Annotated in this window: 9 protein-coding genes; all 9 read left to right on the forward strand. The window is 44.9% G+C overall.

Going from position 1 to position 16,910, the window contains the following annotated elements; translation table 11 throughout:
* The coding region (locus tag Q5866_RS18115) for an ABC transporter ATP-binding protein (protein ID WP_303181664.1) at positions 1-867 on the forward strand (867 nt) is incomplete at its 5' end.
* A 25-nt stretch (positions 868-892) separates the two neighbouring features.
* The gene (locus tag Q5866_RS18120; protein WP_303181665.1) at positions 893-3,256 is read left to right on the forward strand and encodes a Gldg family protein; all 2,364 of its coding nucleotides are present in this window, start codon (positions 893-895) and stop codon (positions 3,254-3,256) included.
* Between the two features lie 61 nt (positions 3,257-3,317).
* Entirely contained in the window at positions 3,318-3,782 is a 465-nt protein-coding gene (locus Q5866_RS18125; RefSeq protein WP_303181667.1) for a hypothetical protein, read from the forward strand.
* A 100-nt stretch (positions 3,783-3,882) separates the two neighbouring features.
* Positions 3,883-6,561 (forward strand): hypothetical protein, encoded by a 2,679-nt coding sequence (locus Q5866_RS18130; protein ID WP_303181668.1) that lies wholly within the window; start codon positions 3,883-3,885, stop codon positions 6,559-6,561.
* 31 nt (positions 6,562-6,592) lie between these two features.
* Positions 6,593-9,901, forward strand: a complete 3,309-nt coding sequence (locus Q5866_RS18135; protein ID WP_303181670.1) for a hypothetical protein — start codon at positions 6,593-6,595, stop codon at positions 9,899-9,901.
* A gap of 93 nt (positions 9,902-9,994) precedes the next feature.
* Complete coding sequence (locus Q5866_RS18140; protein ID WP_303181686.1) at positions 9,995-10,555, forward strand: RNA polymerase sigma-70 factor; 561 nt, start codon at positions 9,995-9,997, stop codon at positions 10,553-10,555.
* Positions 10,556-10,633: 78 nt separating this feature from the next.
* Positions 10,634-11,806 (forward strand): FecR family protein, encoded by a 1,173-nt coding sequence (locus tag Q5866_RS18145; protein WP_303181671.1) that lies wholly within the window; start codon positions 10,634-10,636, stop codon positions 11,804-11,806.
* 96 nt (positions 11,807-11,902) lie between these two features.
* Positions 11,903-15,364 carry a SusC/RagA family TonB-linked outer membrane protein gene (locus Q5866_RS18150; protein WP_255301896.1) on the forward strand — a complete coding sequence of 1,154 codons (3,462 nt, stop codon included), beginning with the start codon at positions 11,903-11,905 and terminating at the stop codon, positions 15,362-15,364.
* Positions 15,365-15,381: 17 nt separating this feature from the next.
* Positions 15,382-16,908, forward strand: a complete 1,527-nt coding sequence (locus Q5866_RS18155) for a RagB/SusD family nutrient uptake outer membrane protein (RefSeq protein ID WP_099291025.1) — start codon at positions 15,382-15,384, stop codon at positions 16,906-16,908.
* The last annotated feature ends 2 nt before the right edge of the window (positions 16,909-16,910 follow it).

Below are 16,910 nucleotides of genomic sequence, written 5' to 3' on the forward strand. Positions count from 1 at the left end.
TGGGCGATACGGGATATTGATTTCGAGATAACCAAGAACGGGATTTATGGATTGCTCGGCTCCAACGGGGCCGGGAAATCCACAACCATGAATATCATGTGCGGTGTGTTGAAGCAGACGGAGGGTGACGTTTACATCAAGGGAATCAGTATGAGCAAAAACCCGGTGAAAGCGAAACGTCATATCGGTTTTTTACCGCAGGTGCCTCCCCTGCACCCGGATTTGACGGTGGAGGAGTACCTTGAATATTGCGCCGAGTTACGTCATATTCCTTCGGGCGAGGTGAAGTCCGCCATTGGTGAAGCGATGGAGCGTTGCGGTATCACTCATTTCGCCAAACGTGTGCTTCATAACCTGTCGGGCGGTTACCAGCAGCGAGTGGGTATCGCGCAGGCTATTATTCACAAGCCAGAGCTGGTGGTTTTCGACGAGCCGACGAACGGTTTAGACCCGAACCAGATCGTGGAGGTGCGTCACTTGATCAAGGAGATCGCCCGCGAGCGGACGGTGATCCTCTCGACGCATATCTTGCCGGAGGTGCAGGCGACTTGCGACTACATCCGGATGATCGAGCAAGGGTCGTTGGTTTTCTCCGGTACGGTGCATGAATTTGACAACTATATCCAGCCAAGCACGTTGCTGGTTTCGCTGGCGGCGGTGCCGCTGGTGGAAGATATCCAGTCGCTCCCGGGTATAGCCCGGGTGGAGGAGTTGGGCGGTCCGAGGTTCCGTGTTCACTTCACGGACTCCCGTGAGGCAATGGACCGTATCGTGGAGGCGAGTTTCACGCGTGGTTGGCAGTTGACTGAGTTGCAACAGGAGAAGAGTTCTTTGGATACGATTTTTGCCGAGTTGTCCAGGAAGTAACGTTAATTTTTTATTTACAGTAGAGATGAAGATTATATTCAAGATAGCAAAAACGGAATTGCGGGACTTGTTTTACTCCCCGATAGCATGGTTGATTTTAATCATATTCACGTTCCAAACCGGAATGTTATTTTCCGGAACGATTTCGCAAATTGTAGGATTCCAAGGTATGGGGGGAGGAGGAATAGATTTGACGTTGGGGATTTTTGGCGGTCAACGGGGTTTGTTCGTGGCAGTACAATCTTACCTGTACCTTTATATCCCGTTGTTGACGATGGGATTGATGAGCCGGGAGTTGGGGAGTGGTTCCATTAAGTTGTTGTATTCCTCTCCGGTCACGAATGCCCAGATTATTTTGGGTAAATATTGCGCCATGCTGGTCTATGGGTTGGTATTGATGGGTGTGTTGCTCGTTTATGGTATTTACGGTATGTTCACGATTGAGGGAGTGGATGTTCCGGTAATCTTGACGGGTATCCTCGGTTGTTACTTGTTGTTGTGCGCGTACGTGGCGGTAGGTTTGTTCATGTCGAGCCTGACTTCTTACCAGATCGTGGCGGCTGTGGGGACACTGGCGGTACTTGCCGTGTTGACTTACGTGAAAGGTTTATGGCAGACGGTGCCTTTTGTTCGGGAAATCACTTATTGGTTTGGAATGACGGGACGGTCGGATAATTTCATGAACGGAATGATTTGCAGCGAGGATGTGCTTTACTTCGTGGTGGTGGTGCTTTTGTTCCTGTTGATGACGATCATTCGTTTGCAGGGCAGACGACAGAAGGTGGGTTTCTTGACCTCGGTCGGTAAATATCTCGGGGTGTGGGGTATCGCTGTGGTGTTGGCTTTTGTTTCTTCCCGCCCGGTATTCAAGTATTATTATGATGCGACTCACACGAAGAAAAATACGTTGACGCCTAATAGCCAGGAGATTATTAATCAGTTGAAAGGTGGTTTGACGATTACTACCTATGCGAATATCCTTGATGCGAACGGTTGGGTGGCTTATCCCGCGAATTACAATTCAGATATGCGTCTTTTCGAGCAATATATCCGTTTCAAGCCGGAAATCAAGATGAAATATGTGCTCTATTATGATACGGTGAAAAATGATCATCTCGAGAGGGCTTATCCGGGCTTAAGTTACAAGGAAAAAGCGGAAAAGGTTATCGAGGAGAAAAAATTGAACCCGAAAAAGATTTTGTCACCGCAAGAGGTTCGGCAGATTGTAGACTTGAGAACGACGGAGGGGAATCGTACGGTGCGTTTATTGGAACGCGAATCGGGAGAGAAAACATTTTTGAGATTTTATGATGACCATATGCGTGATCCTTACGAACCGGAGATTTCGGCGGCCTTGAAACGTTTGGTAATGGAGTTACCCACTATCGGGTTCCTTACCGGTCACGGAGAGCGTGAAACGGACCGTCCGGGAGATCGGAATTATTGTATGTTCACTCATTTACCCTCGTTGCGTCCGGCATTGGTGAATCAAGGATTTGATTACAAGGAGGTGACATTGGAGAAGGAGATTCCTGCGGACATCAATATCTTGGTTATCGCCGAGATGAGAGAACCTATGACGGAGGTGGAGAAGGTTAATTTTGACAAGTATGTTGCCCGCGGGGGGAACTTGATGATTGTCGGGGAACCAGGGCGTCAAGGAGTGATGAGTCCGGTGCTTGACCCGTTCGGGGTGCGCCTGGTGGATGGTTTCCTGATCCAGCCGGAAAAGCAGAAAGACCCGGAAGAGGAGAAACGCAATAATCGTAACCTCGGTCCGTTTGCCGGTTTCGTGGCACCGAAGTTGCCGATAGATGTGCTTATTTCACAACCGACTTTGGAGGCAGAGGCGTTGTCGTACCCTTTTGGTGACTTAAAGCCTCGTGGTTACGTGGTGGCGATGCCTACGGCTGCCGGTTTGGAGTACTCGACGGACAAGGGCTTTAAAGTGATCCCGTTGCTCATGTCGGATTCAACCTGCTGGAACGAGGTGGAGCACACGGATATCGTGGACCAAGAGATTGTGTGTAATCCTGCTGCCGGGGAGGTGCAGAAGTCTTACCCGCTGGCGTTAGCGTTATCCCGTAAAGTAGGTGACCGGGAGCAGAAAGTTGTGATTCTCGGAGATGCCGATTGCTTGAGTGACGGGGAGTTGACCCGCGGTCGGAGTCCTTATATGGCGGCTAATTACGGGATCGTTCAGGGGAGTTTCTTCTGGATGTCGGATGGAGAGGTGCCGATCGACGTGAGACGCCCAACAGCCCGGGATAATTGGGTGAACGTGAGTGATACGGGTTCCGTGATCTTGGATTACGCCTTAATGGGCGGCTTCCCGGGATTGCTCTTTATTATTTATATGTTGATTTGGTTGAGGAGAAGAGGGAGATAGTTTAGAAAGTTTTTTATTGCAATATAAAACGATAGATGTTGAATTATTAAATTTAGTTACTATGAAAAAGATTGTAATGTTTTTAATAGTTTCTGTATTTTTTTTGATAGGAGGAATAGCAGAAGGAATGGCACAAAAAGCGAGAAATAAAACTACTTTAGAGCCAGAAGTAGTACAAACTCCAAGTTTTGTAGAGGTTTTTCCTGGGGAACGTGCTACTTTTTGTTTTACGATAAAAAATGTGGCATTGTACGATGTTGATTTAATTTTAATATTTTGTCAAAAGCCTGGGCAAAATCCTAGATTACTTTTAACTATTGATAAGAATGGCAATGTGCGTCGAGAACAAGGTGTAAGTTCTAGAATTTCAGCATTTCTTGATTTTAGTAATAATGGCGGACGACTCATAATCGATTCGGTACAACTTGACGATGTAGGAGATTATTATGTTGCGGTAGTAAAAAATGGTATGTATTATTTTTCTAATGGAGGGAGATTGGAAATTAGGCGGGATTATAAATTATAGAATTTATAATATAAAATCCTAAAGGAGGTTATTTATCAAGGAGGGAATTGTTTGTATTTCCCTCCTTAAAAAAGATTCTGTTTGATTTAAGCGTAATTTTATGGCATTTGTAACAGACCAACAGACATTAAATGATCTCGATATTTTCGGGAAAGGGGGCAGATCCTCGGTGTATGATTTGTTTAAAGCAAGAACCCGGGGTGGAGCTTTGGTATTGAAAGATATGTTTTGTTATCCGTTGGCGGATGCTCAGAAAATTAATAGACGCGGAGCCGTGATCCGTTATTTTCAAGAGCGGGAGATCGAGTTTCCGTTTATGCCGGAGTGGTTTAATGCTTTCGAGTATTATTTGGGTAATCAGGATAGGCGTACACGGTTGGCGGCGGAGAAGAATACCTTGGAGTGTAAGATGCGTAAGTTTTCGAGGCGCGAGAGAGAGTATGCGTTGTTGCAGAAGGGGGTACTTGCCGGGATTCGTGTCGTGAAGGGAGCGGAGAAGTTGTTGCAATCGGTAGCGAAAAAACGGGTACCGGATGAGTACAGGGAAGAGTATGAACAGATGTCGGAGATATTGAGGGAGCCGAATTTGGCGTGGGCTTTGTCGTTGAAAAATCCCAAAAAGTTGTCATACTCTCAGATGGTCGATTATGACTCTCGTTTTAGGTTCGATGGAAATGAGCAATGTAAGAAATTGCTTCGTTATCTGCATGAGATAGACGTTTATATTTCTGTTGCCGAGGTGGCACGGAAGCGGGGATTTGTTTTCGGGCGAGCCTTGGAACCGGAGGCGAACGAGTTGCACGCGGAGGGTATGTATCATCCTTTGCTTGACGGTGCCGTGGGAAACACGCTGAATGTGGACGGGAATAGCAATATGATTTTCCTGACGGGGGCAAATATGGCGGGAAAATCGACGTTGATGAAGGCTTTTTCCATTACCCTGTTTTTGGCGCATATGGGTTTTCCGTTACCGGTGTCGCGAATGGAGTTCAGTGTCCGGAACGGGATATACACGACAATTAATTTACCGGATAATTTAGACTTGGGCTATAGTCATTTTTATGCCGAAGTATTGCGGGTGAGAAAGGTGGCGGAGCAGGTCCGGCGATTGGGGAATTTGATTGTGGTTTTTGACGAGTTGTTCCGGGGAACGAATGTTAAAGATGCTCATGATGCGACGGTCGCTGTTGCTGGAGCTTTTGCCGCGAGAAGGGATTGTATGTTTTTAATCTCGACTCATATAATCGAGGCGGGAGAGGTGTTGCGGGAGAGGAATGTTAACGTGAATTTCGTGTATCTCCCTACAATGGAGAAGGATGGAAGGCTGGTTTATCCTTACACGTTGGAGCGAGGAATCTCGAATGACAGGTACGGGATGGCGATTATAGAAAAGGAGGGGATAGTGGAGATGTTGAAAGTCAAACGGGAGTGCGGGAAGGCGCAAGAAGAGTTCGTGGTAGATAAACAGACTTTGGCGGATTTGCATATCCTCGGGAAATTTAAAGACCGCTCGATATTCAACCTGTTTAATCATACTTGTACACGAGGTGGGGAGCAGGTTTTGGAACGTATGTTTCAACATCCTTTGACAGATGCGAATGCAATAAATGAACGGGGGAAGGTGTTTGAGTTTTTCAAAGAATCAGGAGTGGCGTTTCCGTTTACTAGGGAATTGGTGGATAGGGTGGAGCGCTATCTGGGGATACAGGTTTCCGCTATACGCGGAATAGCGTATTTGAAAGTTTGTTGTTTGAAGCTTTTTCGTTGTGTGGCGAAAGAGAAGGTGTATGATATGATTTATGCGGGGATTGTGGATACTGTAGAGTTGTTGCGGGTGTGTGTGGAGTTTAACGCTTTGTTGGATAAAGGTGACGGGGATTCGGTTTATAACGGGGTGATACGGGAAACGAGGGGGATTGTGGAGAATAAGTTGTTGCGTCCGTTACTCGGGAAACGGGGAAATGGAGGGTTTTCTATGTCGGAGGTTGCCCGTTACGATTATTTGTTGCGTCGTGTTTGCCGGAAAGAGTTAAGGCGTTTGCTGGAGATTATTTATTACACGGACGTGTATGTTGCCGTGGCGGCTGTAGCGAAAAAGATGAGGTTTGTCAGGGCTGTGGCGTATGGTAAGGAAGAAGGGGTGAATCGAATTGACGTGAAAGGTTTTTCTCACCCGTTGATGGTGGGAGCTGTGGGCAATTCTATTCGGATAGACCACGAGCGCAACGTGTCGTTCCTGACCGGGGCGAATATGGCGGGAAAGTCGACACTTATGAAAGCATTTGGAGTGGCTGTTTACTTGGCGCATATAGGTTTTCCCGTGGCGGCGGAAGTGATGGAGTTCTCGGTACAGGACGGGTTGTACTCTTCGATAAACGTGTCGGATCATTTGAATTTGGGGTACAGTCATTTTTATGCCGAAGTGGCACGGGTGAAGCGTGTTGCGGAGGAGGTGTGTGCAGGGAAAAATCTGGTAATTATTTTTGACGAGTTGTTCAAGGGTACGAATGTGAAAGATGCTTATGATGCGACAGTGGCTGTGATAACGGCTTTTGGAAGTAGCCGAAATTGTTCTTACATGGTTTCCACGCATATCACGGAGGCGGGATTTACGTTGGCAGAAAAGAGTGAGCATTTTAGGTTTGTGTGTTTGCCGACTGTGATGAAAGGAAAGATACCCACGTATACCTACCGGTTGGAAGAGGGGATTTCGAATGATAGGCTTGGGATGATGATTGTTGAAAACGAGCGGGTGGTGGAGATTATAACGGGAAAATGAATGTGAAGTAATTGATGTAATACGGATGTTTATGGAAAGTTTGCGGGAAATGATATGTATCGTTAGGTATGAAATGAAACAACAACTTCGGAGTTGGGTTTTTCGGGTGTTTGCTTTGTTGGCGTTGGTAGGTATTGTGGTGTGTCACGTGTACTGGCAAGGGGAGGGGAATTGTGTGAACTGGAGGGCGGTGGCATTGCCTTGCTCGATGCCGTTGATGAACGCTTATCTTTTTAGCGTGGTGCAATCATTGTTTTTAATCGTGATGATGGCGGAAGCTTCCCGTAGAATGAGGCGATTGGCAGGAAGGGAGGTATTTCAAACACGGCCTTATGATAACGTAACGTATTATTGGGGAGTGCTAGTGGGGAACTTCCTGCTCTTTTTGCTGTTGAATGTCATCGTGATTCTCGTGTCGGTGTTGACCGTGAACTTGACGAGTTTCGCTCCCGTGGGGTGTAAGTATTACCTGTTTTACCTGTTGACGTTAAATATCCCGGTGTGGGTGTTCGTGGCGGGAATGACATTGTGGCTCGGGAACGTGGTGAAGTGGCATTGGGGGAGTATCGTGTTGCCCGTGTGCTGGTGGTTGGGGTGTATTCTGGTGTTGCCTTACTGGCAGCACGGGACGTTGGATTACACGGGATGCGGGGTGCCGACTCTTTTTTCCGAGATGGTGGGACATTTGAACCCGGGGCGTTATGCCTTGCACCGGTTGATTTATCTTTTGAGCGGGATGGGATTGTTGGCGTGGAGCGTGAGCGGGATGAAGCGATTACCGAACCGGCATGGCACGGGGCGAGTGTATATGTTATTCGGTATAATGTTGGTCGTTGTTGGCGTGGGGTGTGGAGTGGTGCTGGAGTGTGGTTTTTACCGGGATCGTTTGTTCCGCTCGGGGTGTCGGGAGGCTTTCGTGCGGCATTGGGATGAAACGACTTGCCGGGTAAAGAAACACGCCATCGTGCTGGAGCAAGAGGGGAAGGAGTTGAGTGTACAAAGTGATATGGTTGTGGTTAACCGGAATCGAGAGGCATTGCAACAAATTACACTCTTCTTGAACCCGGGATTGGATGTCACGGGGGTGCAAGTGGACGGGAAGAGTGCGGAGTGGCATCGGGACTGGCAAGTGTTGACAATTGCGAGCGGTTTGGAAGCGGGGGATTCGGCGAGAGTAGAGGTGGATTACGGGGGACGGGTAGATGATAGGTTCTGCGATATACACTTGACGGATGTCGTTTACGAGGATGCTTTGGGTGGGGATCATTTTTTTGCCCAAGGGCGCACGGGGGCTTTCGTGGAGGAGAGTCTATTATTGTTGACGCCAGCCGTCGTGTGGTATCCCGTGGCTTTGCCGCCGGTGAACCCGTTGATGCCGTTGGCGACGGGACGGGATTTCACCCGTTTTCGCTTGGTTGTCAAGCATCCTTTGCAGCGGGTGGTGATTTCACAAGGTAAGTCGCTGAAACAAGAGGAGAGTATTGTATTCATGTGTGAAGAAGCGGGTATGTCCGGAATTTCCATTTGTGGGGCAAATTATGTATCTCATGTGATTCCGATGGATGAGCAATTTGGACTCCAGGTGAATGCCGTGAGCGAGCAAGATGAGATAGTGAAAAGAGTCACGGGGATTGATAAAAAGCCTTGGATCGCTTTATGGAATGACACGTTGGTCGGTTATAACGAGTGGAAAAAGAACGCTACAACGAGTTGGTATTACGAGAGTGAGCCTTACTTGTACCTGTTGGAGGTGCCGGTTTCGTTTCGCTTGGACGCTCATGCGGGGAAAACGGAAAGCGGATTGGTGGAGCCCGGCATGATTTTTTGGCGGGAGAGAGGGTTTGATATGGATATCATTCATATATTGGAGGGGAAAAAAGTGGTGGGTGATGTTTGGAAACTTGACGGGAGGGTAGAGGAGCTGGTGAGATGGTATCGTGCGATATTTACTTCACGGGAAACGGGATGGGATAGTCATCCTTTCTGGGGAATTGGAGGGGAAAAGGTACACAGGGAGAATGATCATGTCGGGATAACCGTGTGGGACGAGGAACCTATTCGGGTGTATTGTAAAAAATATCCTTTCATGGGTAAGATGTTCGATAAATTGGTCCGGAGTTATTCGAGTTCTGCCCAAGGATTACCTTGGGAGGCATTGGGTGACACAAAGGAGTATTTGGATGATTTTATCGGGCGGTCGTTGTTGGAGATTGTGGCAGATGGAAAAGAATTGAATAATTTAGTTGAGAAAGAGCAAGATTTATGGATGCGGTTGATGATGAAAATCCCGACGCGAGAGTTGCGGGCAAGTTTGGATAGTTTGTATGATTACGGGGAGGGAGAGGTGGCTTATGATGATTTGATGCGAGGGTGGCAAGAGCGTTGGGGGGTAGATGTCGTTGGTATCATAGAGGATTGGATCACGACAACGCATGAGCAATATTTTAAGGTGAAAGATGCGGTGATTTATAAGGAACCGGGAACTCAATATCGCAGAGCGGAAGCAAAGATATTGAATGCAGGGAGAAGCGGAGGGTATGTCATCGTGGAGTACGGGGCTTTTAATAATGTCCAGCGTAGTATTTGTTACATAGAGGCGGGGGAAGCGAAAGCCTTCACGTTGGTGACCGATAAGGACGTGGTGAGTATCAATACCGGGTTGTCGGCAAATCGTCCTGCCATTTTTAACTTTAAAAAAGATCAGTCGGGGAAATGGGATGATGCCTGGAAGTTGGGAGAGGAGTGGCGCACGATACCCGTGTCGGAATTTATGGAAAGGGAGGACACTGGCGAGGTGGTGGACGATCAAGACAAGGGCTTTGAGTTGCGGGATGGCAATCTCACTTGGCTTCAGCGCATGAGAAAGGAGAAACCGATGCTTGTGTCCAGCACGCAGAGGGGAGGGGATGCCACGCATTGGAAACGGGTGATTAATGTCGAAGCGTATGGAGATTCGATACGCGGTTATCATTACATTGCTGGAGGCAAGGGTAAATCGTCCGCCACGTGGCGGACGAATATCCCGGAGGAGGGGCGTTACCGGGTGATGGCCAAGGTCTACAAGGCGTTCACGAGGATGTGGTCTGGCGACGAGAAAATTCCGCCACTTGATGGAATCATTTATTATTACACGCTCTCCTTTGGTGGGCAACAGCAGGAGGTGGAGGTGAATTTGGACGTAGAGTTGCCTGGAAGGTTCGATAGTTCATGCTGGGTTTCCCTCGGGGAGTATGATTTGCCGGAGGGAGAGATGAGCGTGACGCTTTCGGATAAGGAGATTCGCGGACGAGATGAAATAGCTATCGTGGCGGATGCCGTGAAATTTATAAGGTTAGAGTAGGTATTTTCGATTTTTTTAATCCGTTTATCCGAAATAAATTTTTATTTCTCCTCCGGCAGTCATATCTTTGTTGAAAATTCTGCTGGTGTGGAAATGAATGGTGTCGAATATGATTTTGTTCGTCGGATTAACGAAAAGGAGGAACGGGCGTTTCATGAGATGTTCATGAAATTCCGGTCTTATCTTGTCATGTTTGCCATGCGTCGGGTGGGACAGCAGGAGGTGGCAGAGGATATTGTGCAGGAAGTTTTTATTTCGGTGTGGGAGGGTAAGAAAACGTATAATTCTTATCATGGTTTCAAGGCTTATCTTTATGATCTGGTGCAAAACAGATGTTTCAATTATTTGAAACACAAAAAAGTGGAAGATAAATACTTGTCTTACGCTAAACAGGTGGGAGAAGAGACAGAAGAGAGTTATAATTTGCTTCAAGAGGAAGTGTATCGTGAATTGTACATTGCCATTCGTGCGTTACCCGAGAAGTGTCGTGCGGTTTTTGAGTTACATCTGGAAGGGAAAAAGAACGAGGAGATTGCCGAAGTCTTGGGTATATCTGTTCTAACAGTCAAGTCCCATAAGCAAAATGCCCTTCGTTGCTTGAAAGAGTACATGGGGAATTTATTCCTTTTTTATATGTTTATGCGAGAGATTTGATTTATTCCTAAAAAATTTTGAATTTCTTTTGCTACTTTTTATACCTCTTGTTGTATATGGGGTAAATTAATAGACGTCATGTACACGAGTGAAGGAAATATTATTCAATTAATTCGGAATTGTTTATTGGGTGTGCTTTCTTCGGAAGACCGACATAAGTTGGATGTATGGTTGGAGGAGGAGCGGGAAAATCAGCTACTTTTTGAGAAAATCAAGAAGGAATTGAGTTTGGGGTCGGAAATGGCTGTGTTTAATAAGTTGAATGACGAAGAAGCATGGTTGCAGTTCAAAGAATTGAGAAAACGTAAGAGTAAGCTACGGACAATAAGGCGGATGTTGTGGTATGCTGCCGTAATAATGCCTTTGACTTTGGGTGTTTTATGGTTTTGGGATGTAAATTTTCACGAAGAGAGAGAATCGGCTTCTGGCATGGAGAGCGTGATTCAGCCGGGTGTTTCTAAGGCAACTTTGATCGCGGCTAATGGAGAGGTGTATGAGTTGAGAAAGGAGGTGGAGCAGGAAGAGATAAAAATGGGAGACGGGCTTGTAGTGAAACGTGAAGAAGGGAATTTGATTTATGATTCAACGATGATAGTGGAAGAGAGGACAATGATAAACACGTTAAAAATTCCCCGGGGAGGAGAATTTAAAATTACTCTTTCTGACGGGACAAGAGTGTACTTGAATTCTGCGACCGATTTGAGGTATCCGATGGTGTTCGATCAAAAAGAACGAAAAGTTTATCTTTCAGGAGAGGCTTATTTTGAAGTAAGCAAGGACGAGAGCAGACCTTTTTATGTCGTGGCGGATGACGTGGTGATTCGGGTGTACGGGACAGAGTTTAACGTGAATACGCATTTGGAACGGGGAGTACAAGCCGTGTTGTTGAGCGGAAAGGTGGGAATCTGCGATAAACGGCATGGAGATGAAATAATCATGAAACCGGGAGAGTTAGCTTGCGGAAACAGAAAGGACGGGGAGATTACATTGAGGAAAGTTGATGTACGTCAATATGTGGCTTGGAAAGACGGGTATTTTGCTTTCGAGAACGAAACATTGGAGCAAATTATGAGTACGCTGTCTTTATGGTATAACGTGGATGTTTTTTTCCAAGCCGAATCTGTAAAAAAAATGATTTTTACCGGCTATATGAAACGATATAGCGAGATAGACGAGATTTTGAGAGCAATCACGGATGTCGTGGGAGTGCAATTTTCTATAAATGACCGAACGATTGTTGTATCGAAATAAAAACGGAAGGTGTTGAAGTCCTCCCGTTGATTCTACCCCATAGGCCCTTGTTGGAGTTGGGCTTTGGGAATGTTGAACTGTTTAATTTACAAATGTATGAAAAAAAATCGATTATGCTATCGATTGAGTCGAGAGCATGTGAAAAAAAAATGGATGATTATGAGATTGTGTTTCTTGTTAATTTGCGGTTTTACCTTTTCTCTTTCCGCTAATTCCTTGGCACAACAGGAAAGAGTAACGTTAAATCTGAAGAATGTTACGGTAAAAGTATTGCTGGATGAAATTCAGAGACAAACCAAACTGTGTTTTATCTTTAATCCGCTACAGACGGATCAATTGGGGAAATTATCGTTACAAGTAAAGAATGAAACGGTAGAGGAAGTTTTAAGACGTGTTTTGAAAGATACGGATTTAACTTTCAAGTTTCGTGATGAGCTTATAATAATCACGAGGAAGGGGGAAAAAGATGACGAGAAGAAAGAGAAAACAATTGTAGCTCAGGGAATAGTGAAGGATACGAAAGGGATTCCTTTGCCGGGAGTAACGGTGATGATTAAAGGAACCTCGCTAGGTGTTGTTACTGATGTCAAGGGGGCATTTAAAATAGCATTGCCTCAAGATACTGTAACCCTCGTTTTTACTTTCGTGGGAATGAAAACCCAAAGTGTGAAGCTGAAAGCCGGCGAAGAGCGCAAAGATTTGAATATCGTGATGAAGGATGATGAGCAGAAGATCGATGAGGTGGTGGTTACCGGATACATGAATATCAAGAAGTCCAGTTTCACGGGGAGCGCTACTCACGTGAAAAAAGAGGATATCATGAAAGTGGGGGCTTCAAACGTGATTGATATTTTGCAGGTGTTCGATCCTTCTTTGCGTGTGATGAGGAATAACGATATGGGGTCGGACCCCAATACGTTGCCGGAATTTTATGTACGAGGTCGTTCAGGAATTTCTAATGTAAGAGAGTTGGATGCGTTGGAAGCGGAAGATGTGTCAAAGTATGCTTTAACCAATAATCCGAATACACCGATTTTTATATTGGATGGTTTCGAGGTTTCCGTGCAGAAGATTTATGACATGGATCTTAACCGTATTAAGGATATCACAATTCTAAAAGATGCTGCTGCCACGGCTATGTACGGTTCCCGCGCTTCTAACGGAGTGATTGTGATCGAAACGGTGGCTCCAAAACCGGGCGAATTGACAGTGAATTACAATGGTAATTTAGAGATTACGGCTCCTGATTTGAGCAGTTATAACTTGATGAATGCTAAAGATAAATTAGCGGCAGAAGTTGCTGCCGGTTTATTTGAACCGGAAAATGCAATTTCTTATGAAAGTAGCTGGGATAGTTGGTGGAGAAGTGCTTACAGTGCTTATATCAAAAAGTTGAATTACGTGTTACAAGGAAAGGATACCTATTGGTTGTCACAACCATTGCAGACGCAGTTTAATCATAAACACAGTGTGTACGTGGAGGGAGGGGCTGAGAATATTCGTTTTGGAGTGGAGTTGCGTTACGATAATCAAAACGGTGTTATGAAGGAATCTTATCGCGATCGTATTGGTGCCGGATTGACATTGGATTATCGTTGGAAGGGTTTGCAAGTGAAAAATCAAGTGAATTACAACGTGATGAAGAACGAGAATTCTCCTTATGGTTCTTTTTCCGATTATTCCCGTAAACAACCTTATGCTTATTGGTTGAATGACGATGGTTCATGGGTGGAATTGATTTCTAACGGGGCAACTTCTGTTAAGAATCCGTTATATGAAGCCAAGCAGGGAAATTTCAGCAAGAACGGATATAAGGAGTGGACGAATAATTTGTCTGTCAATTGGTTCTTTAATGATCATTGGATGGTTAAAGCCCAAGTGGCGGTTACTTTAAATGACGCTTGGACGGAAAATTTTACATCTCCAACTTCGGGTACTTATACTGAACGGGGGCAGTTATTCAGTAAGGGTGAATTGATAAAAACCGAAACGAAAACTAATAGTTGGGACGGGAATGCATTTCTTTCTTACAATCGTTCGATAGGAATACATAATATAAACTTCTCTGCCGGTACAAATATTAAATCAACGAGTACGAAGTATATTTATTCTCATTATCGTGGTTTTCCGGATGCGGACCATCATTCCGAGGCATACGCTTACGAGATCGTGAAGAAGCCCACGATGTCGGATAATGAAACGCGTTTGTTAGGAGGATTTGCGATTTTGAACTATAGTTTGAATGATATCTATTTGTTTGATGCTTCTTATCGTTTTGACGGTTCTTCCGAGTTCGGTACAGATCGTAAATATGCTCCTTTCTGGTCGTTGGGAGCGGGATTGAACATTCACAATTATCAGTATATGCAAAAGTACGGCTGGTTGAATAATCTGAAAGTTTCTGCCAGCGTAGGAGAAACCGGTAAATCAAATTTCCAGCCTTATGTAGCTCGTAATACGTTGAACGCGATGTTGGATGACTGGTATCCAACCGGAATCGGAGCTTCTTTGGTGGCGATGGGAAATGAAAACCTGACGTGGGAAAAATTGTTGACGTGGAATTTCCGTGCGGATATCGGGTTGTTCAATCGGGTGATGATAAAGTTTGATTATTATATCAAGAATACGAAAGATTTGGTGACAGAAGTTTCTTTGCCGCTTTCTTCCGGGTTCTCGGTCTACACGGATAACATTGGGGAAGTCGAGAACAAGGGATTCGAGGTAGATGTGAATTGGCGCGTGTATTCTACGAAGGATTGGGATGTTTCTCTTTTCGGAAACTTGGCGCATAACAAGAATAGATTGAAATCTATTTCCGAAACATTGAAACGATATAATGAGCGGATTGATGAATTTTATGCCGGGTACAAAGAGATTGCGGAAGGTTCGAAAATGCAAACGATCATGAGTACCATAAAGAAAAACGAACCGTATATGAAGCCTTATATGAAGTATGAGGAGGGAAATTCGCTGACGGCAATCTATGGAATGAAATCTATCGGTATAAACCCGGCGGACGGACAGGAAATTTACGTGAAACGTGATGGAACTTTGACTTATGATTGGTCTTCTGCCGAACAGCAGAAAGTGGGGGATTCGGAGCCTTGGGCGCAAGGTGCTTTCGGTGTTAATTTGCGTTGGCGAAATTTCACTATGTACACGACGTTCCTGTATGAATGGGGTGGAGATGCTTATAATAGTACTTTGATCAGTAACGTGGAGAATGTGGATTTGAACGCTTATAATGCTGATTACCGGGTGGTGTTGGATAGATGGCAGGAGCCGGGTGATGTGAGTCCGTTAAAGGCGTTGAAGGATCGGTATAATGTGACTCGTCCGACATCTCGTTTCGTGCAGAAAAATAATTTCGTGAACTTCAATTCTTTGTCTTTGAGTTATGACTTTAATCGCGAGTTAATCCGTCGTGTGGGACTGAGTACATTGAAATTGCAATTTAACATGAAGGATATCGACACGTGGTCGACCATCAAGCAAGAGATGGGGTTGTCTTATCCGTTTGCCCGGACGTTTACATTTACGTTGAATGCTAGTTTCTAACTAAAACAAAGAGAGAAATGAAAAAGTTAATATATCTGTTATTATTATTGCCTTTAGGTTTCTTCAATTCGTGTGATGAGTTCCTGGATGTATCTTCCAAGCAGGAGATGCTGCAAGATGAAACTTTTGAATCGCAAAATGGTGTTCATATGTACGTGAACGGGGTTTATCGTTTGTTGTCTGAAACTTCATTATATGGACGGGAATTAACATGGGGGGTAGCGAGTGTGTTGGGAAATAATTACAATTCTACCTCTTCAAGTAATTTGGGTACGAACTATTATAATGTTTCTAAATACACGTGGGAGTATTCGGGGGTACAAACAATTATGACTAATATTTGGGCTAAAGGATACAATGTGATTGCTAATTGTAACAATATTATTCAAGAGATTTCCAAGAAAGACACTTCCTTTTTCGAATTTGGAAGTATGGAGAAGAATATGATTTTAGGTGAGATGTATGGCATTCGTGCCATGATGCATTTTGATTTGTTACGTTTGTTTGCTCCTGCTCCGGTGACGAACCCGACAGGGTTAGCAATGCCTTACGTGACCACTTATCCGGATCATCAGCCTGAACACAAGAGTGTGAATGATGTGCTTGCAAGTATTATTGCCGATATGGAGAAAGCAAAAGGGATTTTGGCCCCGGTGGATACTATTTTTTGTTTGAGTTGGAACCAAAGTACTTCCGGACGGATCTACCAGTCGAGCACGTATTCATCCGCTCCGCCTAATGATTTTGTAAGTTATCGGGGAATGCGGATGAATTATATGGCGGCTACGGGATTGTTGGCACGTATGTATCTTTATAAAGGGGATTATGACAAGGCTTATGAACGTGCGCTGGAAGCATTGGAATTTGTTAATGCCGGGTGGTATCGTTGGACAAGCAGTAGCTATCAATATTCATCTAATGCAGCCAGCCAATATCCTAAACGTTTTGACGAGTTATTACTTTGTTTTTCCAATAACAATAGCTATGATAACTGGGAAGCTTATACGACGGGTTCTTATGCCAACTGTTTTGTGATGAATGCTAATTACTTGGCATCTCTGTTTAAGGGAGATGAGGATGATTATCGTTTGCGCGGTATGTATGGAACAAACGGTGTGACCGGTCGGTACAACAATAATAAGCGTTGGTTGGTATGGGAACGTCCGCAATCCACTTCATCTTCGGTGTCTGCCTCTGTGAGTGATCAAGGTCCGCTATTGCCGTTATTGCGTTTTTCTGAATTGTATCACATTCAATTGGAATGTATGTTGCTGCACCGTAATGAACGACGTGAAGCCATTGAATTGCTGAATACCATGCGTGCAAAGCGAGGGTGTAAGTTGAATATTGAACAAGAGACGACAAAAGAGGTATTGCTTGAAATCTTGTATAACGATATTATTCGAGAAACCTTGACAGAAGGGCAAACCTTTTTTATGTTCAAACGATTGAATCGGGATATTTATAACGGAGCTACTAATATAGAGATGAAACCTGAAAATTGGTATGCACCGCTTCCTGATGGCGAAACTTCATATTTATAATA

Source organism: uncultured Butyricimonas sp. (genome assembly GCF_959596855.1).
Classification (GTDB): Bacteria; Bacteroidota; Bacteroidia; order Bacteroidales; family Marinifilaceae; genus Butyricimonas; species Butyricimonas muris.